The organism is Vreelandella subglaciescola, from assembly GCF_900142895.1.
GTDB lineage: Bacteria > Pseudomonadota > Gammaproteobacteria > Pseudomonadales > Halomonadaceae > Vreelandella > Vreelandella subglaciescola.
This window is the reverse complement of record NZ_LT670847.1, coordinates 495,062-516,891: the sequence shown is the minus strand read 5'-3', so window position 1 is coordinate 516,891 and position 21,830 is coordinate 495,062. Positions and strand designations below refer to the sequence as shown.

At 62.0% G+C, this 21,830-nt stretch carries 19 protein-coding genes; 12 read left to right on the top strand and 7 right to left on the bottom strand.

Features of this window, described 5'->3' with window-relative positions:
- The first annotated feature begins 80 nt into the window (after positions 1-80).
- Genes B5495_RS02345 through moaE form a run of 4 tightly spaced genes read left to right on the top strand, consistent with a single transcriptional unit; the run spans position 81 to position 3,246 of the window.
- Positions 81-1,331: a uracil-xanthine permease family protein gene (locus B5495_RS02345; protein ID WP_079550987.1), complete on the top strand. Its 1,251-nt coding sequence runs from the start codon at positions 81-83 to the stop codon at positions 1,329-1,331.
- 25 nt (positions 1,332-1,356) lie between these two features.
- On the top strand, positions 1,357-1,941 hold the full coding sequence (mobB, locus tag B5495_RS02340; protein ID WP_079550985.1) for a molybdopterin-guanine dinucleotide biosynthesis protein B: 585 nt from the start codon (positions 1,357-1,359) through the stop codon (positions 1,939-1,941).
- A 35-nt stretch (positions 1,942-1,976) separates the two neighbouring features.
- Positions 1,977-2,774: a cyclic pyranopterin monophosphate synthase MoaC gene (gene moaC, locus B5495_RS02335; protein ID WP_079550983.1), complete on the top strand. Its 798-nt coding sequence runs from the start codon at positions 1,977-1,979 to the stop codon at positions 2,772-2,774.
- Between the two features lies 1 nt (position 2,775).
- Positions 2,776-3,246, top strand: coding sequence for a molybdopterin synthase catalytic subunit MoaE (gene moaE / locus B5495_RS02330; protein ID WP_079550981.1), 471 nt, complete (start codon positions 2,776-2,778; stop codon positions 3,244-3,246).
- A gap of 27 nt (positions 3,247-3,273) precedes the next feature.
- Here moaE and B5495_RS02325 read toward each other — a convergent pair whose 3' ends face one another.
- Positions 3,274-4,857: a ribonuclease J gene (locus B5495_RS02325; protein ID WP_079554860.1), complete on the bottom strand. Its 1,584-nt coding sequence runs from the start codon at positions 4,855-4,857 to the stop codon at positions 3,274-3,276.
- Between the two features lie 271 nt (positions 4,858-5,128).
- Between B5495_RS02325 and B5495_RS02320 the strand changes: the two genes are divergently transcribed.
- Positions 5,129-5,800 (top strand): energy-coupling factor ABC transporter permease, encoded by a 672-nt coding sequence (locus B5495_RS02320; protein WP_079554858.1) that lies wholly within the window; start codon positions 5,129-5,131, stop codon positions 5,798-5,800.
- Positions 5,801-5,812: 12 nt separating this feature from the next.
- On the opposite strand, the gene lexA is transcribed toward B5495_RS02320, so the two are convergent.
- Positions 5,813-6,481, bottom strand: a complete 669-nt coding sequence (lexA, locus tag B5495_RS02315; protein ID WP_079550980.1) for a transcriptional repressor LexA — start codon at positions 6,479-6,481, stop codon at positions 5,813-5,815.
- Between the two features lie 298 nt (positions 6,482-6,779).
- Between lexA and B5495_RS02310 the strand changes: the two genes are divergently transcribed.
- Entirely contained in the window at positions 6,780-7,424 is a 645-nt protein-coding gene (locus B5495_RS02310; RefSeq protein ID WP_079550979.1) for a TetR/AcrR family transcriptional regulator, read from the top strand.
- Positions 7,425-7,449: 25 nt separating this feature from the next.
- Here the strand turns inward: B5495_RS02310 and B5495_RS02305 are convergent, their stop codons facing one another.
- Positions 7,450-7,716, bottom strand: coding sequence for a hypothetical protein (locus B5495_RS02305; RefSeq protein WP_079550978.1), 267 nt, complete (start codon positions 7,714-7,716; stop codon positions 7,450-7,452).
- A gap of 156 nt (positions 7,717-7,872) precedes the next feature.
- Between B5495_RS02305 and B5495_RS02300 the strand changes: the two genes are divergently transcribed.
- The 3 genes from B5495_RS02300 to B5495_RS02290 all read left to right on the top strand — a co-directional run bounded on the left by B5495_RS02300 (position 7,873) and on the right by B5495_RS02290 (position 10,156).
- Positions 7,873-8,400: a L,D-transpeptidase gene (locus B5495_RS02300; RefSeq protein WP_079550977.1), complete on the top strand. Its 528-nt coding sequence runs from the start codon at positions 7,873-7,875 to the stop codon at positions 8,398-8,400.
- Between the two features lie 86 nt (positions 8,401-8,486).
- Positions 8,487-9,512, top strand: a complete 1,026-nt coding sequence (gene nagZ, locus B5495_RS02295; RefSeq protein WP_079550976.1) for a beta-N-acetylhexosaminidase — start codon at positions 8,487-8,489, stop codon at positions 9,510-9,512.
- 65 nt (positions 9,513-9,577) lie between these two features.
- The gene (locus B5495_RS02290; protein WP_079550975.1) at positions 9,578-10,156 is read left to right on the top strand and encodes a hypoxanthine-guanine phosphoribosyltransferase; all 579 of its coding nucleotides are present in this window, start codon (positions 9,578-9,580) and stop codon (positions 10,154-10,156) included.
- Positions 10,157-10,176: 20 nt separating this feature from the next.
- Here B5495_RS02290 and ppsR read toward each other — a convergent pair whose 3' ends face one another.
- A complete protein-coding gene (gene ppsR, locus B5495_RS02285) occupies positions 10,177-11,010 on the bottom strand; it encodes a posphoenolpyruvate synthetase regulatory kinase/phosphorylase PpsR (RefSeq protein ID WP_079550973.1) in 834 nt (277 codons plus the stop codon).
- A gap of 314 nt (positions 11,011-11,324) precedes the next feature.
- Between ppsR and ppsA the strand changes: the two genes are divergently transcribed.
- Together ppsA and ggt are read left to right on the top strand one after the other, a co-directional pair.
- On the top strand, positions 11,325-13,697 hold the full coding sequence (gene ppsA / locus B5495_RS02280; protein ID WP_079550971.1) for a phosphoenolpyruvate synthase: 2,373 nt from the start codon (positions 11,325-11,327) through the stop codon (positions 13,695-13,697).
- A gap of 128 nt (positions 13,698-13,825) precedes the next feature.
- A complete protein-coding gene (gene ggt, locus B5495_RS02275; RefSeq protein ID WP_079550969.1) occupies positions 13,826-15,649 on the top strand; it encodes a gamma-glutamyltransferase in 1,824 nt (607 codons plus the stop codon).
- Between the two features lie 22 nt (positions 15,650-15,671).
- On the opposite strand, the gene B5495_RS02270 is transcribed toward ggt, so the two are convergent.
- The 3 genes from B5495_RS02270 to acnB all read right to left on the bottom strand — a co-directional run bounded on the left by B5495_RS02270 (position 15,672) and on the right by acnB (position 20,808).
- A complete protein-coding gene (locus B5495_RS02270) occupies positions 15,672-17,582 on the bottom strand; it encodes a glycerophosphodiester phosphodiesterase family protein (RefSeq protein WP_079550967.1) in 1,911 nt (636 codons plus the stop codon).
- A 6-nt stretch (positions 17,583-17,588) separates the two neighbouring features.
- Positions 17,589-18,071: a ribonuclease E activity regulator RraA gene (gene rraA / locus B5495_RS02265; protein WP_079554856.1), complete on the bottom strand. Its 483-nt coding sequence runs from the start codon at positions 18,069-18,071 to the stop codon at positions 17,589-17,591.
- 133 nt (positions 18,072-18,204) lie between these two features.
- The gene (acnB, locus tag B5495_RS02260) at positions 18,205-20,808 is read right to left on the bottom strand and encodes a bifunctional aconitate hydratase 2/2-methylisocitrate dehydratase (protein ID WP_079550965.1); all 2,604 of its coding nucleotides are present in this window, start codon (positions 20,806-20,808) and stop codon (positions 18,205-18,207) included.
- Positions 20,809-21,139: 331 nt separating this feature from the next.
- On the opposite strand from acnB, the gene B5495_RS02255 reads away from it, so the two are divergent.
- Positions 21,140-21,820, top strand: coding sequence for a MiaE family protein (locus B5495_RS02255; protein WP_079550963.1), 681 nt, complete (start codon positions 21,140-21,142; stop codon positions 21,818-21,820).
- The last annotated feature ends 10 nt before the right edge of the window (positions 21,821-21,830 follow it).

Here is a 21,830-nt window from a genome sequence, read left to right as displayed (position 1 = left end):
TTGCGTTCGACGCCGGGGGCATTTTTTTGTCAAGCAAACGCCAACGCACGCCCGAACGGCGTTGGCGCAGGAGAAACAAGATGGGAAAAAGCCATAAGGTAGCGAGTGCTGCTGCTTCGGTCGAGTCCTGGCCAAAGCTGCTGTTAACCGGCGTGCAAATGCTCTTTGTCGCCTTTGGCTCGTTGGTGCTGGTGCCGTTGTTGACCGGCCTTTCGCCGAGCGTGGCGCTGTTTACCGCGGGCATCGGCACGCTGATCTTTCATTTCGTCACCCGTAACAGCGTGCCGGTGTTTCTGGCCTCGTCGTTTGCGTTTATCGCCCCTATTCAGGGCTCGGTGGCAAGCTTTGGCGTCTCGGATACGCTGGGCGGGCTGATGGCGGCAGGCCTTGCTTACGTAGCGGTGTCGCAGGCGGTACGCTTGAAAGGCACCGCCTGGCTGCACCGCTTGCTGCCCCCGATTGTGGTCGGGCCGGTGATCATGGTGATCGGGCTGGCACTGGCGCCGGTGGCGGTGAGCATGGCGACCGGTGAAACCAGTGATCACATCGGCTACGGCAGCGCGATCGTGTTGTCGATGGCGAGCCTGCTGGTGACGCTGGTACTTGCCGTATTCGGCCGTGGCCTGCTGCGGCTGGTGCCGATCATGGGCGGCATTGCCACCGGCTACGTGCTGGCGCTGCTGATGGGCGTGGTGGATTTCACCCCGATGACCAGTGCGAGCTGGGTGGCGCTGCCCGACTTTACCCTGCCGACGTTTCACTGGGCGGCGATGCTGTTCATGGTGCCGGTCATCATCGCGCCGGCGGTTGAGCACATCGGCGACATGGTGGCAATTGGGTCGGTGACGGGTAAAAACTATCTGGAAAAACCCGGCCTGCACCGCACGCTGCTGGGCGACGGGCTGGCGACCATGGCGGCGGCGCTGTTTGGCGGCCCGCCGAACACCACCTATTCCGAAGTCACCGGCGCGGTGACGCTGACGCGCGCGTTTAACCCGACCTACATGATTATCGCCGCGATCACCGCGATTGTGCTGGCGTTTGTGGCCAAGCTCGGGGCGTTTTTGCAGACCATTCCCGGCCCCGTGATGGGCGGTATCATGACGCTGCTGTTTGGCTCGATTGCGGTGGTGGGGATGAATACCCTGGTGCGCGCCGGGCACGCGCTGACCGCGCCGCGTAATCTGGTCGTGGTGTCGCTGATTCTTGTCTTTGGTATCGGCGGCATGCAGTTTGGCAACGGCCAGTTCACCCTGCAGGGGGTGAGTCTGGCCGCCGTGGTGGGGATTGTGCTTAACTGGGTGCTGCCTCGCGCAAGCGATGATGACTAACCGCGCGCTTTGATCAGGAGACACCATGTCAGCAACTGACCTTGACGTGCCGTTTCCGGTGCTTGCCGTGGCGGCATGGAGCGGGACGGGAAAGACAACGCTACTTGAGCAGCTGCTGCCGCTACTGCGCGACCGGGGGCTGAACGTCGGCGTGATCAAGCATGCCCACCATGCGTTTGACGTGGACAAGCCCGGCAAGGATAGCTACCGGCTGCGTAGCGCCGGCGCCGCGCCCATGCTGGTGGCTTCCCGCGAGCGCTTCGCGCTGATGCAGGAAACCCCCGGTCAGGCCGAGCCGGATTTGGCCCATTTACTTCAGATGATGGCGCTGCACGCGCCGGATCTGGTGATTGTAGAAGGCTTCAAGGCCTGGCCGCTGCCCAAGCTGGTGCTGTATCGCGACGGCGTGGGGGATCCGGCTATTTTCAAAGACCCTTGGGTACGCGCAGTGGCCCTCAAGATGGCAGACGAACACGTGCTTGACCAACATCATGCGACGTCCGGCATCAGCCGGCTTGATCTCGACGATACCTGCGCCATTGCGGGCTGGATAGCCCGCTTTGCAGCACAGTGGCGCGGCGCTGATGTTGGCCAGCCCCTCAACGCATAATGCCTGAACGGCGGGATGATACGGAAGGTGAAAACATGCAGTTGACGCATCTTAACGCGCACGGCGAAGCCAGCATGGTCGACGTGGGCGATAAAGAAGAAACCCGCCGCGAGGCCATCGCTTCGGGGCGCATCGTGATGCAGCCGGAAACCCTTGAGCTGCTGGTGGACGGTGCGCTACCCAAGGGCGACGTGATCGCCACGGCGCGTATCGCCGGTATCCAGGCGGCCAAACGTACCCACGAGCTGATTCCGCTGTGCCATTCGCTGGCGCTTTCCAAAGTGGCGCTGGAGTTTGATATAGACGTGGCGAACAGCTGTGTCCACGTTGAGGCGATGTGTCGCCTGACCGGCCGCACCGGGGTGGAAATGGAAGCGCTGACCGCCGTGTCGGTGGCGTGCCTGACGCTTTATGACATGTGCAAGGCGGTGGACAAGGACATGCGCATTGAGGCGGTGCAGCTGGAGCACAAAAGCGGCGGCCGGCGAGGCGTTTATCAGCGCAGCAGCGCTACACTGCCCATCGTGACGGGCGATAGCGCTACGCGTGAGGTGTCGCTGGGCGAGCGCTGTTATGCCCCCTGCGTGCGCGTCAAGTTTCTGGCTGAACTGCGCGAGCGGGTGGGTGAAAGTGAAGCGGTAGTGGCGCTGGATGACTTGGAAAACTGCGACGTGGCGGGCCTGAAGGCCACGCTGACGGCGCGCGACTCAGCGTTTGAGGCGCTGGGCGAACGGCGTATTCTGTGTGCCATTAATCAGGTCATGGCCAACGACAGCGCACGTATTACCGACGAAGACGAGGTGGCGTTTTTTCCACCCGTCACCGGGGGCTAGCATGGACGTTCACAAAGACATTCGCGTCAGCGTTCAGCGCGAACCGTTTAGCGGCGTCGATGACAGCCGCGAGCTTGGCCACGGGCGTACCGATATCGGGGCAGTGGTGTGTTTCACCGGTCTGGTGCGCGATTTCAACGAAACGCCCGATGTCACCGGGCTGACCCTGGAACACTACCCCGGTATGACCGAGCGCACGCTTGAAGAGATCGGCGAGCAAGCGTGGAAGCGCTGGCCGCTGAAGGGCGTGCGCATCGTTCACCGCGTGGGCTACATGGCGCCGGGCGACGGCATTGTGCGCGTTAGTGCAGCAAGCGCCCACCGGCGCGATGCCTTTGAGGCCTGCGATTTCATCATGGATTTTCTCAAAACCCGGGCGCCGTTCTGGAAAAAAGAACACGCCAGAAGCGGGGATTACTGGGTGAAGGAGCGCGCCACCGACTACGCTGATGCCGACCGCTGGGAGTCTTGATTTAGCCGTGACGTCGCGGGCTGGCGCTCAGCTAAAAGACGGCATCTCTGCCGCCATGATCTGCAAGTGGATGCTGGGCAGGTGCTGCATATGCTCGGCCAGCCAGCCCAGCAGGCACGGCTTCAGCGATTGGCGCAGTTCAGCCAGGGTGTCGGCGTGAATGGCGTCTAGCTGATCGTCCAGCCAGTCGCTGAAGCTGTCTTCATCCAGCGGGCTGGCGCCGGTGCTTTCGAGCATCAGCCGGCCGATGCGCGCCCAGCCGGTATCAGTGGCGGTGACTGGCAGGGCCAGATGCAGGCTGCCCCGGCGCCCGTGTGCGCTGGCGTCATCAAGCCCCGGGTGGGCCACCACGGCGTTCTGGCTGACAATACACGGCGGTTGCGGGTGGCGTGCTTCACGATGCAGGCCGTTTTCATCATAGCGGATCATGTCGCCGTTGAGCGGCGACAGAGGTGCATTGATGCCCAGCGACTCCGCGAGCTCCCGATGAACCTGCTGGTGGCGCGCTTCGCCGTGAACGGGGAGTAAATGCGTGGGTTTGATCCAGCTGTAAAGCGTTTTCAGCTCTTCCTGTGCGGGGTGGCCGGTGGCGTGAAGCGCGGGGCGATTGAACTCATCAAACAGCGTGACGCCGAGACGCTCAAGCCGCGTTTTAAGCCGCTCAATGGGGCGCTCGTTGCCGGGAATGGCTTTGGCCGAAAAAATCACGCTGTCGCCGGTGGCAAGCTCCATGTGCGGGTGTCGCCCCTGCGCCAGTCGTGTCAGCGCCGCGCGGGGCTCTCCCTGGCTACCCGTGGCGATAACCACCACTTCATGGGGCGGCAAATAGCCCAGATCGTGAATCGGCACCAGCGGCGGCAACTCTTCCAGATAGCCAAGCCCTCGGGCAACGCTGACCATGCGCTCCATTGAGCGCCCCATCAGGCTGATACGCCGTCCCGTCTGGTTGGCCGCACGCGCCACGGCCACAATGCGGGCAATGTTGCTGGCAAAGCAGGAAACCACCACGCGGCCCCGGCACTCGGCCAGCGTCTCGGCCAGCGCCCGGGCGACGTCGCCCTCACTGGCCGAATGCCCCGGTACCGGCGCGTTGGTGGAGTCACCGACGACAAGATCCACAGGCGCGAGCGCGCGGAACTGCTCGGCGTCCAGCGCTGGGCCAACGAGCGGGTCGGGGTCAAGCTTCCAGTCGCCGGTGTGCAGTACGCGCTGGCGCCCGGCGGCGATCATCAGCGCGCAGCTTTCCGGAATAGAGTGGGGCAGCGGCAGATAGCGCAGGGTAAAAGCCCCCGAGCTTAAGGCTTCTCCCGGCTCTATAACGCGAATGGCGTTAGGCGCAAGGCCATGTTCGGCAAATTTGAGGCGCAGCAACCCGGCGGCAAGCGGGGTGGCGTAAATCGGACACTGCCAGTGTGGCCATAGCCAAGCCACGGCACCGATGTGGTCTTCATGACCGTGGGTAATAAACAGCGCGCGGGGCGTAATGCCCAGCGTCCGGGGCGTCTCGAAATTGGGGACTTGCAGGGGTGTGTCGGGCAGGTCCTGACGGATCATCATGCCGCAGTCCACGGCAATCCACTCATCGGCATAGCCGTAAAGCGTCAGATTCATACCGATCTCGCCGCATCCGCCCAGCGGCAGCAGACGCAGGGGATGGCGGTGTCGGGGACGAACGGTAACGCGTGTGGGATCCATCGGGTATAAAATGCCTTGAAAGTAGGGCTTTACTATACGGGATTGCGGGGGCGGCTCACAATCGCCGGGGCGGTGGCGAGTGCGCTGCGTGCGGCTATCCGCTACACTGCGTCCGCCGTTTTTTTCGCTCATGTCCCGTTTTGATGCCACCTTGGCGTTAGCGGGGACGTCTCAGGCCGAGGTTGCTATGTCTTTTGCGCAAAGTGTGCTGTCGCCCTGGTTGCTGGTGCTGTGTGCCGCTGTTTCTCTTGCACTGCTGGCCTGGCTGATGACGCTCAGGCCCTGGCAGGCATTGGTCAACGATACCGCGCTTCAGCATCGCTGGCTGGCGGCAACGCTCGGCGTGGTGGTGCTGTGGCAGCTGCGTGCGCAAGCGGTTGACTGGCTGACGCTGCACCTGGTGTTTACCACGCTGCTATTGCTGCTGTTCAAAGCGCCGCTGGCGCTGGTGAGCAACGTGCTGGTCAACGTGGCGATGGTGGCCATCGGGCGCAACGACTGGACACTACTGGGCGTTAACGTGCTGGTCACGGGGATCGTGCCGGCCGTGGTGGTGGGGTTGGTCTGGCGATTTGTCGACCGCAAGCTGCCGGATAACATCATGCTGTTCATGTTTGTCTGCGGTTTTTTCGGCTCGGCGCTGGCCACATTGGCCGGCGGGCTCTCGGCCGTCGGCCTGATTCTCATTGGTAGCCAGGACGCTCATGCGATACTGCTGGCGAAAGAATACGCCCGGTTTTTGCCGCTGCTAATGCCGGCGGAAGCTTTTATTACCGGCATGTTGCTGATCATTTTGATGGTGTACCACCCGCACTGGGTGGCCACCTTCAACGATCAGCGCTATATCGATAGTCAATGAGATAGTCAATGACTAGCCCAGCGCCTGGCCGTTGCCACCGCGGATGACGCCAACGCCGACGCCTTCGATATCCAACGCCTGGGTGCGCAGGTCAATATCAATGGGGGGGAAGTCGGTGTTTTCGGCGGTGAGCTGAACGTGATGCCCCTGGCGTTGGAAACGTTTGACCGTGACGTCGTCGTCAATCCGGGCGACCACGATCTGCCCGTCACGAACGTGTTCGGTGCGGTGTACCGCGAGCAGATCGCCTTCCAGAATACCCACGTCTTTCATGGACAGCCCGCGTACGCGCAACAGGTAGTCGGCTTTGGGCGTGAAATATTCCGCCGGCAGCGGGCAGTAGCGGTCGATGTGCTCGGCGGCGAGTATCGGACTTCCAGCGGCGACTTCGCCGATAATCGGCAGCCCCTGAGAAGCGCTGTCGCTGTTGCCGACGGTGTCTATCGCTGATTCGACGGAGGCGTCCTGGGCGGGCAGGCGAATGCCGCGCGAGGTATTACGCACGATACGAATGGCGCCTTTGCGTTCCAGCGCGCGCAGGTGCTCTTCAGCGGCGTTGGGCGAGCGAAACCCCAGCGCCCGGGCGATTTCGGCACGGGTAGGAGGGTAGCCGTGATCGCCCATCGTCTTGACGATAAAGTCGTACACGTTTTGCTGACGTGCGGTTAATGCCTGCGCCATAGGAAGCTCCCGGATCGCAACAACCCCGCAGTGGTTGGCAGCGGGTTGCTAATGCAGAGGTTAATGGTGTGGTGATGGCTCATGTTGCGCCGGCGTTTTACCCCGGCGCGATTGTGGTTAAGTATACAGTATGGGGCTATGTCCAGTACATAGTCTGAAAATAGCGGTGCTATGGCCCGGTGCCTCGCTCTGCATACAGGCGCAACGGGACTGCCCGTACGTGAGAAAGATTGAGCCGCGTTTGGCCATGGCGTAATATTCCGCTATGTTTTAAACAGCCGTTTTGGGAGAGCGCCGTATGGCTCAGCCGGATACAATGACGCGCATCTTGGATACCGCCGAGGTGCTGTTTGCAGAGCGCGGCTTTGCCGAGACGTCGCTACGTCACATTACCAGCAAGGCCCAGGTGAACCTGGCTGCGGTCAACTACCACTTTGGCTCCAAGAAAGCGCTGATTCAGGCGGTTTTTTCGCGCTACCTTGATCCGTTTACGCTGCGTTTTCACGCTGCGCTTGACGCGCTGGAAGCTGAGCATAAAGGTCGGGTCATTCCGCTTGAAGCGCTGCTCGAAAGCATGGCTGCCACGGTGCTTGCCGTCCCCGCCGAGCGCAACAGCCTCAAGGTGTTCATGCGATTGCTGGGGCTTGCCTACAGCCAGGCACAGGGGCACCTGCGTCGCCATATCCAACAGCACTACGGCGATGTGTTTACCCGCTTTACCGAGCTGGTGCGCAAGGCTACGCCGGAGCTGCCCGACGCCGAGCGTTTCTGGCGGCTGCACTTTGTGCTGGGCACGGTGATTTTCACCCTGTCGGGGCTGGATGCGCTGAAAGACATTGCCGAAAAAGACTATGACGAACAGGTCACCACGCGCGACCTGGTCAGACGCCTGCGCCCGGTGGTGGTCGCGGCCATGAACGCGCCGCTGCCCGCCGAGGCGTAACCGCTCGGGCACGGTAGGCGAGTGGTCAGGATGCCGTGTCCAGCTGTTTCACAATGGCCTGATAGCTGGCTTCAGGAAACAGTAGCGCATTGATGGTGGCGGCATAAATGCGCCCGGAGTCGCGTAATTGCTCGATGCTTTCAGCGTCTTCGCTGGCACTCAAGTAGAAAAAATCGTGGCCTTCGATAAAGCCAGCCTTGAGCCGCTTGAAGGCACGAAAGGCCGTCCCTTTGGGATCCCCCCGGCTCCGATCGATTTCCTTCAGTGTCCAGGTGTCAGCGTAATGGGGCATGGAGTACCTATCGGTTTGGGCAACAGTTTTGGTAACTGTTGTGGTAATAGCTTTGGAGACAGGGCGGCCGGCGGTGTGATACTCAGCGCGGCCACGGAATACTCAGCATACCGCTTTATTTTAACGACTCGTAGGCCAGTCAGGATCAGGACCTTTATGCATACCCCGACACTGAGCGACCTTCCGCCGCAAAGCGCGGCATGGGTTGAAATTGATATTCACGACCAGTCGCTGACGCTGTGGCACGGGCAAACGCCAGGCCACCGCTGCCTGATTTCGACCGGCAAGGCCGGCACCGGCCAGAGTGAGGGCAGTGGACAAACGCCGCTGGGCTGGCACTATGTGCGCGCCGCCATTGGCGCCGATGCTCCCGACAACGCCGCCTTTCGTGGCCGGCGCGAAACCGGTGACGTCTACACCCCGGCGCTTGCCGCCAAACACCCCGAGCGCGACTGGGTTTTGAGCCGTATCCTGTGGCTGTGCGGGCTGGAAAAAGGCCACAACCGCGGCGGTCAGTTGGATTCCCAACGGCGCTATATTTATCTGCACGGCACGCCACCCGACGAGCCCATGGGCGTGCCCGCCTCTCACGGCTGCGTGCGCCTGCGCCTTGACGATCTACACTACTTATTCACCCAAGCGTCACCCGGCACGCCGGTCTGGCTGCACGATGGCTCGGTGTGAATAGTTCGGCGTGAATAGTTCGATGTATTGTGACAGCCGTCGATGATCGTCTAACATTACGCTCCCCTTTTGCAGGATCCTTGACGATGACTCAACCCCTAGGCCCGGTCATGCTTGACCTTGAAGGGCCAAGCCTTGGCGCTACCGAGGCGCGCCTGCTGCGCGAACCGGCGGTAGGCGGCGTCATTCTGTTTGCCCGCAACGTGGAAAACGCTGCGCAGGTCAGCCGGCTGTGCGCCGAAATTCGCCGCCAGCGCCCCGAGCTGCTGATTGCCATTGACCAGGAAGGCGGTCGCGTGCAGCGCATCAGGCAAGGCGTTACCCGCCTGCCACCGATGGCGCGGCTGGGCGAACGCTTTGTGGATTCGCCCCAAGAGGGCGCCTCACTGGCCAAAGATGCCGGCTGGCTACTGGGCATGGAAATGGCTGCCTGCGGGCTGGACATTACCTTTGCGCCGGTGCTCGACGTCGACTGCGGCCTTTCCAGCGTGATCGGCGATCGCAGCTTTGGCAGCGATCCGCAGGCCGTGGCGATCCTTGGCGAAGCATTCGTCATGGGACTGCACGAAGCCGGTATGGCGGCGGTGGGCAAGCATTTCCCCGGCCACGGCGGCGTGGCGGCGGATTCGCACGTGGCGCTGCCGGTAGACGAACGCCCGCTTGCCGAGCTTAAAGCGCACGATTTGGTGCCTTTTACGCACTTGGCGGGGCAGCTGGATGGCGTTATGCCGGCACACGTGATCTATCCCGATTTTGATGCGCGTCCGGCGGGCTTTTCGCCCAGCTGGCTGGGCATGCTGCGCGAATCGCTGGGCTTCAAGGGCTGCATTTTCTCCGATGACTTGAGCATGCGGGGCGCCCACGAAGCGGGCGGGCCAATAGAGCGCGCCGAGGCTGCGCTGAGTGCCGGCTGCGATATGCTGCTGGTGTGCAATGACCGCGACGCGGCGCGCGAGGTGGTCGCGGCTTACGCCGGCCAGCAAACCCGCCGGCCGGCCAAGCTGCGGTACGGCCGCGCCCGCCCCGAGCTGGAGGCGCTGGTCGCCCTTAACCGCTGGCGGCGTACCCACGCACGCCTTGAAGCACTGGCCGATGGCGGTGTTGATTCATAGCCGCGCGTGGCGATCGCTTTCTTTGACTCTATCTTTCCGATTTTTCGAACTCCCTGGATCCCGACATGGTAACGCTGGATAAACAAGCGCTTGAGTCTCGCGACTCGATGCGCGAGCTGATGGATAATGCCGACTGCCTGATTTCCCAACAGCAGGTAGAACAGGCGCTGGATCGCATGGCAGAGGCCATTACCCGTGATCTGGGGGACAAGCTGCCGGTATTTTATTGCGTGATGAACGGCGGGCTGATTACCACCGGGCATCTGCTAACCCGGCTGGGGTTTCCACTGGAAGTGGACTATATCCATGCCACTCGGTATCGCAGCCAGCTGCACGGCGGCGATCTTTTTTGGCGGGTGTCACCCGAGGTGCCCATGGCCGGGCGTCACGTGGTCATCGTCGACGATATTCTGGACGAAGGTTCAACGCTTGCCGCGATTCTGGATTATTGCGAAGAAGCGCAGGCGGCAAGCGTTACCACTGCGGTGCTGGTGGATAAGCAGCACGACCGCAAGGCCGTGCCGGGGCTCAAGGCCGATTATTGCAGCCTGAAAGTCGTCGACCGCTACGTGTTTGGCTTCGGTATGGATTACAAAGGCTATTGGCGCAATGCGCCGGGCATCTTTGCACCCAAAGGGCTTTAAGTGGGGATTCAACAAGCGCTTTAACGCGGTGAAAATCGCCGTACCAGCCCGGTTTCGGAAATCATGCGGGTGGAAATCTCCTCGACGGAAAAGCGCGTGGTGTCGATGCTGGGAATGTGCAGCGAACGGTACAGCGATTCTGCCTGTTCTACCTCTTGCAGGCATTGGTCCATCGAGCTGTAGCGGCTGTTGGGCCGGCGTTCGTTGCGGATGGCCGCCAGCCGGCGCGCGTCAATGGTCAGGGCGAACAGCTTGTGATGGTGCTCGGCCAGAAACCGGGGCAGCTTCAGCACGCCGTCTTCGTCCTGGTCGTCTTCGGTCAGCGGGTAGTTGGCTGCGCGGATGCCAAACTGCAGCGCCAGATACAGTGACGTCGGCGTTTTGCCGCAGCGCGAGACGCCAATCAGGATAACGTCGGCTTCGTCATACTGGTGAATACGCGCGCCGTCGTCGTTATCCAGGGCAAAATGCACCGAGTGGATACGATCCATGTACACGTCGTCGCTGCCGATGGCGTGGGTGCGCCCGACGCTGTAAGACGAGTGGGTGGCCAGCTCCTGCTCAAGCGGGGCCAGAAAGGTGGAAAAAATATCCACCTTGAAGCACGGCGCGGCCCGAATGACCTCGCGAATATCCTCATCGACAATGGTGTCGATCACCACCGGGCGCACGCCGTCGCGGTCAGCGGTGGCCTCGATAATAGCGGCAAGCTCCTCGGCTTTTTCCACGGTATCGATATACGGCTTGGTCAGCATGGTGATGTCAACGCCGCTGAACTGTGCCAGCAGGCTGCGACCCAGACTTTCGGCCGTAATCCCGGTGCCGTCGGAAATAAAAAAAGCGGTACGTGTCATAACCTGAAGCCCTGTTCGTGATGCCGGTAATGAGCGGGTTGTCCATGAGGAACGCGATAATGGCTGGCAGCTAGGGTAGCACGCAGAACCGAGTATTTGCCGCTGACTACAAAACTACCGGAAATCCCCCTTTTGTTGTAAATCTCCTCCATCTTCTTAGCGATTAGACCAATGGTTTAGGCCTTGCCTGAATGCTAGGGTGGCAACGTTAATAACCGGCGGTCTACCGGCCGTGGTGACAAGCCGTTGCAGCTCGGTCGTGGCAAACGCCGCGGGTAACAGAGCCGCTGCAAAAACCAGTGCGAGGGGGTTGCGTGGAAGAGTACATTTTATGGTTCGATCAATTGGGCATGACCGATGTCGAACGCGTTGGCGGCAAGAACGCCTCGCTGGGTGAAATGATTTCAAATCTGTCGGGGGTGGGCGTGACCGTACCTGGCGGTTTTGCCACGACCGCCCATGCGTATCGCGAGTTTCTCTCCCACGACGGGCTGAACGAGCGCATTAATGACACGCTCAAACGCCTTGATGTTGATGACGTTAAAGCGCTGTCAAAAGCCGGCAGCGAGATTCGCCAGTGGATCATCGATACGCCGCTGCCGCCGGCCTTTGAGGCGGCGCTGGCGGATGCCTACGATCAACTGCTGGTGCGCCATCCCAACCTCAAGGCCGCGGTGCGCAGCTCTGCCACGGCGGAAGACCTGCCCGACGCGTCCTTTGCCGGCCAGCAGGAAACCTTCCTCAATATTGAAGGCTTCGCCAACATCAAGCGCGCCGTGCACGAGGTGTTCGCCTCACTGTTCAATGATCGCGCGATCTCCTACCGCGTGCACCGCGGCTACGCGCACGAAAACGTCGCGCTGTCCGCTGGCGTACAGAAAATGGTGCGCTCGGAGACCGGCGCGTCGGGCGTCATGTTCACCCTGGACACCGAGTCCGGCTACCGCGATGCGGTGTTTGTCACGGCCTCCTGGGGGCTGGGTGAAACCGTCGTGCAGGGTGCGGTCAATCCCGACGAATTTTACGTGCACAAGCCGACTCTCGCCGCCGGGCGCCCCGCAGTGCTGCGCCGTAACCTGGGTTCCAAGCGCATCAAGATGATTTACGGCGAAGAGGCCAGCGCCGGCAAGTCGGTCGAGACCGTTGACGTTGAGCACAAGGACCGCAACCGTTTTTGTATCAACGATGAGCAGGCCATGGCGCTTGCCCGTCAGGCGGTGACCATCGAGCAGCACTACCACCGCCCGATGGATATCGAATGGGCACTGGATGGCGACGACGGCGAGCTTTACATCGTTCAAGCGCGCCCGGAGACGGTCGTTTCCCAGCAGGAAGGTGGCCGCCTGGAGCGCTTCACCCTGCGTGAAAAGGGCCGCACGCTGGTCACCGGACGGGCGATTGGCCAGCGCATCGGGCGCGGTGCGGTCAAGGTGATACTAAGTCCGGATGATATGGACAAGGTTCAGGACGGCGACGTGCTGGTGACCGACATGACCGACCCCGACTGGGAGCCGGTGATGAAGCGCGCTTCGGCCATTGTGACCAACCGCGGCGGACGCACCTGCCACGCGGCGATTATTGCTCGCGAACTGGGGATTCCGGCGGTCGTTGGCTGCGCCGATTCCACCGAGCAGCTGCATGAAGGTGTTGATGTCACCGTCTCCTGCGCCGAAGGCGATACCGGACACGTTTACGAAGGGCTGCTGGAGTTTGATCGCAAGGTATCCAGCATTGATGCCATGCCGGAGCTGCCGTTCGATATCATGATGAACGTGGGCAACCCCGACCGCGCCTTTGGTTTTGCCGGCCTGCCCAGCGCCGGCGTCGGGCTTGCACGGCTTGAGTTCATCATCAATCGCATGATTGGCGTCCACCCCAAGGCGCTGCTGGACTACGCCACGCTGCCCACCGAGCTGCAGCAGGTTATTGATCTGCGCACCGCCGGTTACGCCGATCCGGTCAGCTTCTACGTGGATAAACTGGTTGAAGGCATTTCCACGCTGGCGGCGTCGTTTCATCCCAAGCGCGTCATTGTGCGGCTGTCCGACTTCAAGTCCAACGAATACGAAAACCTGATTGGCGGCAAGCTTTACGAGCCCGGCGAAGAAAACCCCATGCTCGGTTTCCGCGGCGCGTCGCGCTACATTTCTGATGCCTTCCGGCCGTGCTTTGAGCTTGAGTGTCGGGCGTTGAAGCGCGTGCGCGAGGAAATGGGGCTGGATAACGTCGAGATCATGGTGCCGTTCGTGCGTACGCCCGCCGAGGCTAGCCAGGTCGTTGATTTGCTCGCCGCCAACGGCCTGAAGCGCGGTGAAAACGGACTGAAAATCATCATGATGTGTGAGCTGCCGGCTAACGCCCTGCTGGCCGACGAGTTTCTTGAACACTTTGACGGTTTCTCGATCGGCTCCAACGACCTGACCCAGCTGACGCTAGGGCTGGATCGGGATTCGGGCATAGTGGCGCACCTGTTCGACGAGCGTAACGCGGCGGTGAAAAAACTGCTGGCCATGGCGATTCAAGCCTGCAAAGCTCAAGGTAAGTACGTGGGGATTTGTGGGCAAGGGCCGTCGGATTACCCGGATTTTGCCAAGTGGCTGATGGAGCAGGGTATCGATTCGGTATCGCTCAATCCTGATGCGGTGCTCGAAACCTGGCTGATGCTCGCCGGTAAAACACAGGACTAGCGTTTTTGCGCCAGCTGTTTTGCGCTACCTTTAGTCTTGGCTTCATCCTCGGTTTGCGCCCGATCCTGAAGCGAATGCCCGGCCATGTGCCGGGCCTTTTCGTTACGCTGATCAGAGGAAAATTACGTATGCTACGTTTTAAAAAACGGCTGGTTCCGCTGGGCATGTTGCTACTGCCGCTTGCGGCCCTGGGCTTTGATTACCAAACGCCGGCGATCAGCCCTGAATCGGCCTCAGGCTTTGAGGAAAAGCCGGGATGGAGTGCCGACTCCTTCGCCGTGGTGGCGGCGAACCCGCTGGCGGTGGACGCGGGCTACCAGATTCTGAAGGCGGGCGGCAACGCGATTGATGCCGCAGTCGCCGTGCAGATGGTGCTCGCGCTGGTAGAGCCGCAGTCCAGCGGCATTGGCGGCGGCGGCTTCCTGTTGCATTTCGACGGTAGCCAAGTGGCCGCCTTTGATGGTCGTGAAACCGCGCCGGCGGGCGTCGATGAGACGCTGTTTCTTGATCAGCAGGGCGAACCGCTGGCATTTATGGACGCCGTCACCAGCGGCCGTTCGGTGGGCGTACCGGGTACGGTAAAAATGCTGGAAAAAGCCCACGCTGAATACGGCAAGCTGGCGTGGAAGACGCTGTTTACGCCAGCCATTACGCTGGCCAGAGACGGTTTCAAAGTGAGCCAGCGGCTGCACCAGAGCCTGGCAAGCAATGAGGCCCTGCCGCGCAACCCGGCCGCCAAGGCATTTTACTATACCGCTGAGGGCGAGCCGCTGGCCGTGGGCGAAACGCTGACCAACCCCGCGTTGGCCGCGATACTGGAAGATATTGCCCAGCGCGGTAGTGAGGCGTTTTATGAGGGTAGTATTGCTCGGGATCTGGCTGACCGGGTTCAGTCACAGGCGCAGCCGGGCACCTTGACGGTCGATGATCTGGAAAGCTATGAAATCAAAGAGCGCGAGCCTGTGTGTACGCCGTGGCAGCAGTGGGAGGTGTGCGGTTTTCCGCCGCCGTCATCGGGGCATCTGACCGTGATGCAGATACTCGGCATGCTGGATCAAAAGCCCATGGCCGAGGCACCGCTGGATCACGGCGCACCCAGCAGCGACTGGCTGCATCGCTTCATTGAAGCCTCACGGTTGGCCTTTGCCGACCGCAACCGCTATATCGGCGACCCGGCGTTTGTCGAGGCTCCCGGCGGCGACTGGCAAACCCTGCTGGCGCCGGCGTATCTGGAGCGCCGTGCCGAATTGATGTCGCCCGACAAAAGCCTGGGCGACGAGGTGGCGCCGGGCCAGCCGGGAGCGCTTGATGTAAGCCTGGCCACACCGCCGCGCCAGCCTGAATATGGCACCAGCCATATCAGCATTGTTGATGCCGACGGCGGAGCCGTTGCCATGACCACCTCCATCGAGCAGGCGTTCGGTTCGCGGATTTTCGCCGATGGCGGCACCGGGCTTGCCGGCGGCTACCTGCTGAATAACCAGCTGACCGACTTTTCGTTTACCCCGGAGGTAGACGGCAAGCCGGTGGCCAACCGTGTTCAGCCCGGCAAGCGGCCGCGCTCGAGCATGAGCCCGACGCTGATATTTGAGAACAATAGTGAGCACGAAAGCGAGGGTGAGAATGAGCTTGGCGAGCTGGTGGCCAGCCTGGGCAGCCCCGGCGGCGCGGCGATTATTCCCTACGTGGCGCAAACCCTGGTGGCGCTGCGCGACTGGGGATTAAACGCCCAGCAGGCGCTTGAACTGCCCCACGTGGTAACGCTGGGTGGCGAAGTGTATGTGGAAAAAGATCGCCTGCCGGATGCCACGGCAGATGCCCTGCGCGAGCGAGGGCATACGCTTAACGAGCGCGATTTGACCAGCGGACTCGGTGTAATCGTCCGCCAGCAGGATGGCACTCTGTTCGGCGGCGCCGATCCGCGCCGCGAAGGCATCGTGATGGGTGACTAGCGCCGAGCTAGTGGGATTGCGCCTACTGGCGCAGCCAGCTGTGCAGTTTGATCAGCAGCAGGCCGCCATCGCTTAACTCGCTACGTTCGGCCAGCAGGGCAGCCAGACGGTCGGGGTAGTCGGTAATGATCGCATCCACGCTCATATCCAGCAGCGTCGCCATGCGCTTGCGGCCGTTGACCGTCCAGGCGTGTACTTCATAGCCGTAGGTGGCTGCCAGGCGCATTTCGTTTTCCGTGATGCGGTTGTGCCGTAGCCCCAGCGCGTCAAATCCGCGGCGATCAATGGTGCCGGGAAGCACCAGCTGGGCGAGTAGCGTGGTGCGTAGCGAGGGTGCCAGTTTTTCGACCGTGCTCACCAGCGACGGTGACATGGACGCAATGCGCATTTCGGGCCAGGCATCCGGGTAGCCGCACCGGGGATAGGCGCTGGCGGGCGCTGATACTTCTGCCCAGCAGGCGTAACGGGCGTCGGTTTCTGCATTAAGTTCGGCGATCACCGAAGTGGCGAGCGCGCGCTCGTTGCCGGGGGCGGGTTTGAGCTCAATCATTAGTCCCGCTTTGCCGCGAGTGGTCTCAAGTGCCTGACTAAGCGAGGGAATACGCTCGTCGCGAAAGGCATGGCCAAACCAGCTGCCGATGTCAAAGTGAGATAGCTCCTCGCGGGTCAAATCGCTGATATCACGCGGGTCTCCGGTCAGCCGGGCAAGGCTGCGATCATGATAAATCATCACTTGGCTGTCGGCGCTCAGGCGCACGTCGAGCTCGATGGCGTCGGCGCCGTCCTGAATGGCGCGCTTGAAAGCCGACAGGGTGTTTTCCGGGGCGCGTTTGGAACTGCCGCGATGGGCGATGATGGCCACGTCGTCTTCAAGCTCAAAACTGTTGAGAATCCACCCGGCCTGCAGCGCGGCCAGCGCGATGACGCCCAGTTCGACGGCCCAGCCAAGCCTTCCTGCACGGGCGCCGGGCGGTGCGGTGGGGCGCTGTTGCCGGTGAGCGAGCTGCATGTACAAACACGCCGAGAGCAGCGCGTTGAGTGCAATGCCGGTAAACGTCAGGGCCAGAGTCAGCAACACATAGCCCGTGAGATAGGCCAGCATGGCGGGCAGCAGCACGCTATAACGTTCGGGCAGCCACGCCAAAAGCGGGGTGAACAGCGCATCAAAGGCCAGCGTGGCGAGTATCGGCAGCGCAATAATGCCAACCAGCACCAGCATGACGGCCGCGCCAATAGAGCGGTGCCAGCCGCGGGTCAGTGCGACGCTGCGCGCCAGCGCGCGGTGGGGCGCTTCATGTTCCAGCGCGACCAGCGGCAGCGCCAGCAGCCAGCGCAGATATAACCGCCCGGCAAGCCATGCCCAGCCCAGCAGCAGCGGCAGGGCGCAGGCGATGAAGTACCACAGCACCGGCGGGCGGACTTTTTGCAGGTAGTAGGTATCCAGCCCGCCAAGCCAGAGGTCGTACAGCCAGGCGATGCCCGCCATGAACGGCGCCAGCAGCAGCAGGTGGCTACCCACCTGAAGCACCACCAGCCCGGCCAGTGCAGGCAGGCGACGCGTGCTTGACCACAGAGCCCAAAGCGTGAGGCGGTAGTGGCTTTGGTCATGGCGGCTGGTGGCCACGTGGAGCATGCCGGCCTGCTGCCAATACAGGATGCAGAAGGCCAGCCCCTGCGCGGCGAGCACGCTGACCAGCCCCACGGGGGTAAATAGTAGCGCGACCAGCTCGTCGGCCGTGACCACGGCAGAACCCAGCCGGGCAAACAGCGCGCGGGTTGCCCAGGCGATGCCCGGCAGCACCAGCGTGGAGGCCAGCAGGGTAAATAGCAGGTGAAAGGCGATCAGCGTGCGCAGGCGCTCGCGAAACGTGCGCAGTAGTGAGGCGCCAAGCTGTCTGAGTGGCTGCAGGTGTGGCGTTACGTGAGGCGGCATACGCGATTAAAGCTCAAGCGCCTGCTCGGCAATCACAATGCCGTTGTTGTCGGCGTATAACCACTGGCCGGGGCGCACGCTGACGCCAGCAATATCCACGGTGATATCGCGCGTGCCTTCGCCGCGCTTATTGCTTCTGCGCGGGTGGCTGCCCAGCGCCTGCACGCCTAGTTGAGTGCGCGCGAGAATGTCCACGTCGCGCACGCAGCCGTACATCACGATACCCGCCCAGCCGTTGTCGGCGGCTTTTTGCGCCAGCATGTCACCCAGCATGGCGCAGCGTTGGGAGCCGCCGCCATCGACCACCAGCACCGCGCCGTCGCCCGGTTCGCCCACCGCCTGCTTGACCATGGAGTTGTCTTCAAAACAGGTCACGGTGCGTACCGGGCCGGCAAAGGCACGAACGCCGCCGAAGTTGGTAAACAGCGGGGCGATGACGCTGACCTCGGGGTAGGCGTCGCAGATATCCGGAGTCACAATGGTATTCACGTCGGGTTGCGTCACGGGTGGTTCCTCTGAATGGCCGTTTGATCAATAAAAGAAAAGCGCCCGTTGATTCTCCATGTATCACTGGAGCAATCAAGAGGGGCGCGTGTGCAGAGGCCTACGTTAGCGGTGTTTGTTAGGCCTGTTCGGCGACCGGAATCACGTTGGAGGCGACCTTTTGGTATTCCTCGATTTCATCGAAGTTCATGTAGCGGTAGATCTCGCCGGCCATGGCGTCAAACTCGCTGACGTAGCGGCGGTAGTCGCTGACGCTGGGCAGGCGGCCTTCTACCGCGGCGACGGCGGCAAGCTCGGCCGAGGCGAGGTAAACGTTAGCGCCGTCGCCCAGGCGGTTGGGGAAGTTACGCGTCGACGTGGACACCACGGTGCTCTTGGCCGCGACGCGCGCCTGGTTACCCATGCACAGCGAGCAGCCGGGCATTTCCATGCGTGCGCCGGCGCGGCCAAAGATGCCGTAGTAGCCTTCGGCGGTCAGCTGGTGCTGGTCCATCTTGGTCGGCGGAGCGAGCCACAGGCGGGTCTTCAGGCTGCCGGCGGGCTGTTGTTCCAGCAGTTTTCCGGCGGCGCGGAAGTGGCCGATGTTGGTCATGCACGAGCCGATAAAGACTTCATCGATCTTCTCGCCGGCGACGTCGGAAAGCAGGCGTGCATCGTCGGGATCGTTGGGCGCGCAGAGCACGGGCTCCTTGAGCTCGTCGAGGTCGATCTCGATGACTTCGGCGTACTCGGCGTCCTTGTCGGCGCGCATCAGGCTGGGGTTGTCCAGCCACGCCTGCATGCCCTGAATACGGCGTTCGATGGTGCGCGCTTCGCCGTAGCCGTTGCCGATCATCCACTTGAGCAGGGTGATGTTGGAGCGCAGGTACTCGCTAACGCTGTCGTCGGACAGGGTAATGGTACAGCCGGCGGCCGAGCGTTCGGCGGAGGCGTCGGACAGCTCAAAAGCCTGTTCGGCGGTGAGGTCTTCAAGCCCTTCGATTTCCAGCACGCGGCCGGAGAAAGCGTTTTTCTTACCCGATTTTTCAACCGTCAACAGCCCCTGCTGGATCGCGTAATAGGGGATCGCGTGAACCAGGTCGCGCAGCGTCACGCCGGGCTGGCGCTGGCCTTTGAAGCGCACCAGCACGGACTCCGGCATATCCAGCGGCATCACCCCGGTAGCGGCGGCAAAGGCCACCAGCCCCGAGCCCGCGGGGAACGAAATGCCCATGGGGAAGCGGGTGTGGGAATCACCGCCGGTGCCCACGGTGTCGGGTAGCAGCATGCGGTTGAGCCACGAGTGGATGATGCCGTCGCCCGGGCGCAGCGAGACGCCGCCGCGGTTCATGATGAAGTCGGGCAGGGTGTGGTGAGTGTCTACGTCAACCGGCTTGGGGTAGGCACTGGTGTGGCAGAACGACTGCATCACCAGGTCCGCCTGAAAGCCGAGGCAGGCCAGATCCTTGAGCTCGTCGCGGGTCATCGGGCCAGTGGTGTCCTGGGAACCCACGGTGGTCATCTTCGGCTCGCAGTACATGCCGGGGCGTACGCCGTTCAGGCCGCAGGCCTTGCCGACCATCTTCTGCGCCAGGGTAAAGCCTTTGCCGGTATCGGCGGGCTGCTCGGGCAGGCGGAAGACCTCGGATGCCTCAAGCCCCAGCGATTCGCGCGCCTTGGTGGTCAGGCCGCGGCCGATGATCAACGGAATCCGCCCGCCGGCGCGTACTTCGTCCAGCAACAGCTGGGTTTTCAGCGCGAAGGTCGAGACCACTTCGTCGGTGCCATGACGGCACACCTTGCCCGCGTAGGGGTAAACGTCAATCACGTCGCCCATGGCCAGTTGGTCGACGTTCATCTCGATGGGCAGCGCGCCGGAGTCTTCCATGGTGTTGAAGAAGATCGGTGCGATGTTGCCGCCAAAGCAGAAGCCGCCGGCGCGCTTGTTGGGCGCGTAGGGAATGTCGTCACCGAAGAACCACAGGACCGAGTTGGTGGCCGACTTGCGCGATGAGCCGGTGCCGACCACATCGCCGACATACACCACTGGGAAATCGCTGGCCTTGACCGCTTCAATCTGCTCAAGCGGGCCGGTTTCGCCCGGCGTTACCGGCTCGATGCCGTCGCGCGGGTTTTTCAGCATGGCGTTGGCATGCAGCGGAATATCCGGGCGCGACCACGCATCGGGCGCGGGGGAGAGGTCGTCGGTGTTGGTTTCGCCCGGCACCTTGAACACGGTCAGGGTGATTTTTTCCGCCAGCGCGGGCTTGGAGAGATACCATTCGGCCTCGGCCCAGGACTGCATGACGTCCTGGGCGACCGTGTTGCCGCTACGGGCGCGCTCTTCCACGTCGTGAAAGGCGTCAAACATAAGCAGGGTGTGCTTGAGCTGTTCGCCGGCTTCACGAGCAAGCGTGGCGTTATCCAGCAGTTCGACCAGCGCGGCGATGTTGTAGCCACCTTGCATGGTGCCCAGCAGTTTGACCGCGTGAATCGGGTCGATCAGCGGTGAGCTGGCTTCGCCCTTGGCGATGGCGGTAAGAAAACCGGCCTTGACGTAGGCGGCCTCGTCAACGCCCGGGGGAATGCGCTGGGTGATCAGGTCCAGAATGAACTCTTCTTCGCCCGCCGGCGGGTTTTTCAGCAGATCCACCACAGAAGCGGCCTGTTCGGCATTCAAAGGTTTGGGTGGAATTCCTGCAGCGGCACGTTCGGTAACATGTTGGCGATAGGCTTCAAGCACGGTGGACCCTCTCGGTTGCGTTGGATGGCGCGACTGGATGGCAGGATTTTACGGTAAATTGTTGACAATGTTAAGCGAGCGGCGCCATGACGGCGTTGCACTTTGGGGGCAGGGCGTGGTGTAAAATATCACCCGAGTCGCGTTTTGCGTGCCGTTTTTGGCGCTGGACTACCGCTGACCGGCAGGCGGCGGCGGGTGTGATTCCCTAAATGTCGCGTTACCATAGTCTAACGCCATGGTTTGCAACGCTAGCGTCTAACACCCAACGTCGGCGTCTGCCCCCAACGCCGGGCATTGATGCACGACGGCTTTTCGCCTCTGGTAACCGTATATGACACAATCTGTAACAACCGCACCGGCTACGCCTGGCTGCGTACCGACACCTGCCGGGCACGACATTACCGCCGCTGACCTGCTGCCTGACAGCCTGCTGGATTTTCTCGCCTGCGAAACGCCCCAGGCCTGGCTTGGCTGGGCGCTGGAGCACCCGGAAACGCTGCTGATCGACCATGCCCAGTGCGAGAAAAAAGCGGCCTCTACGGCCATGAACCTGCTTTACCGCTACGTTGATCAGCCGCTGTTGTTGAGCAAGATGTCTCAGCTGGCGCGCGAAGAACTGCTGCACTTCGAGCAGGTGGTCACGCTGATGGAAAAACGCGGCGTGACCTACCGCCATCTCAGCGCCTCGCGCTACGCCGGGGAGCTGCGTCGTCACGTGCGGTCCAACGACCCGGAGCGGTTGATCGACGTACTGATCGTCGGCGCGCTGATCGAGGCGCGCAGCTGCGAACGTTTTGCCCGGCTGATTCCCTATCTTGACGCAGAGCTGGCGCGGTTTTATCGCACGCTGGTGAAGTCGGAAGGCCGTCACTTTGAAGACTATCTGCTGTTGGCAGAAAAGCAGACGGCCGAGCCGCTGGCTGAGCGCATCGCGTTTTTCGTCGCTCGTGAGGCAGAGTTGATACGCTCTGTCGATACGGATTTTCGTTTCCATAGCGGCGTGCCCGCCTAGCCCGCCAATT

Bases quoted from the DNA above. Each gene is read 5' to 3' on its own strand.
- B5495_RS02345 (WP_079550987.1), top strand. From the start codon at position 81: ATGGGAAAAAGCCATAAGGTAGCGAGTGCTGCTGCTTCGGTCGAGTCC.
- mobB (WP_079550985.1), top strand. From the start codon at position 1,357: ATGTCAGCAACTGACCTTGACGTGCCGTTTCCGGTGCTTGCCGTGGCG.
- moaC (WP_079550983.1), top strand. From the start codon at position 1,977: ATGCAGTTGACGCATCTTAACGCGCACGGCGAAGCCAGCATGGTCGAC.
- moaE (WP_079550981.1), top strand. From the start codon at position 2,776: ATGGACGTTCACAAAGACATTCGCGTCAGCGTTCAGCGCGAACCGTTT.
- B5495_RS02325 (WP_079554860.1), bottom strand. From the start codon at position 4,857: ATGAATCTGACGCTTTACGGCTATGCCGATGAGTGGATTGCCGTGGAC.
- B5495_RS02320 (WP_079554858.1), top strand. From the start codon at position 5,129: ATGTCTTTTGCGCAAAGTGTGCTGTCGCCCTGGTTGCTGGTGCTGTGT.
- lexA (WP_079550980.1), bottom strand. From the start codon at position 6,481: ATGGCGCAGGCATTAACCGCACGTCAGCAAAACGTGTACGACTTTATC.
- B5495_RS02310 (WP_079550979.1), top strand. From the start codon at position 6,780: ATGGCTCAGCCGGATACAATGACGCGCATCTTGGATACCGCCGAGGTG.
- B5495_RS02305 (WP_079550978.1), bottom strand. From the start codon at position 7,716: ATGCCCCATTACGCTGACACCTGGACACTGAAGGAAATCGATCGGAGC.
- B5495_RS02300 (WP_079550977.1), top strand. From the start codon at position 7,873: ATGCATACCCCGACACTGAGCGACCTTCCGCCGCAAAGCGCGGCATGG.
- nagZ (WP_079550976.1), top strand. From the start codon at position 8,487: ATGACTCAACCCCTAGGCCCGGTCATGCTTGACCTTGAAGGGCCAAGC.
- B5495_RS02290 (WP_079550975.1), top strand. From the start codon at position 9,578: ATGGTAACGCTGGATAAACAAGCGCTTGAGTCTCGCGACTCGATGCGC.
- ppsR (WP_079550973.1), bottom strand. From the start codon at position 11,010: ATGACACGTACCGCTTTTTTTATTTCCGACGGCACCGGGATTACGGCC.
- ggt (WP_079550969.1), top strand. From the start codon at position 13,826: ATGCTACGTTTTAAAAAACGGCTGGTTCCGCTGGGCATGTTGCTACTG.
- B5495_RS02270 (WP_079550967.1), bottom strand. From the start codon at position 17,582: ATGCCGCCTCACGTAACGCCACACCTGCAGCCACTCAGACAGCTTGGC.
- B5495_RS02255 (WP_079550963.1), top strand. From the start codon at position 21,140: ATGACACAATCTGTAACAACCGCACCGGCTACGCCTGGCTGCGTACCG.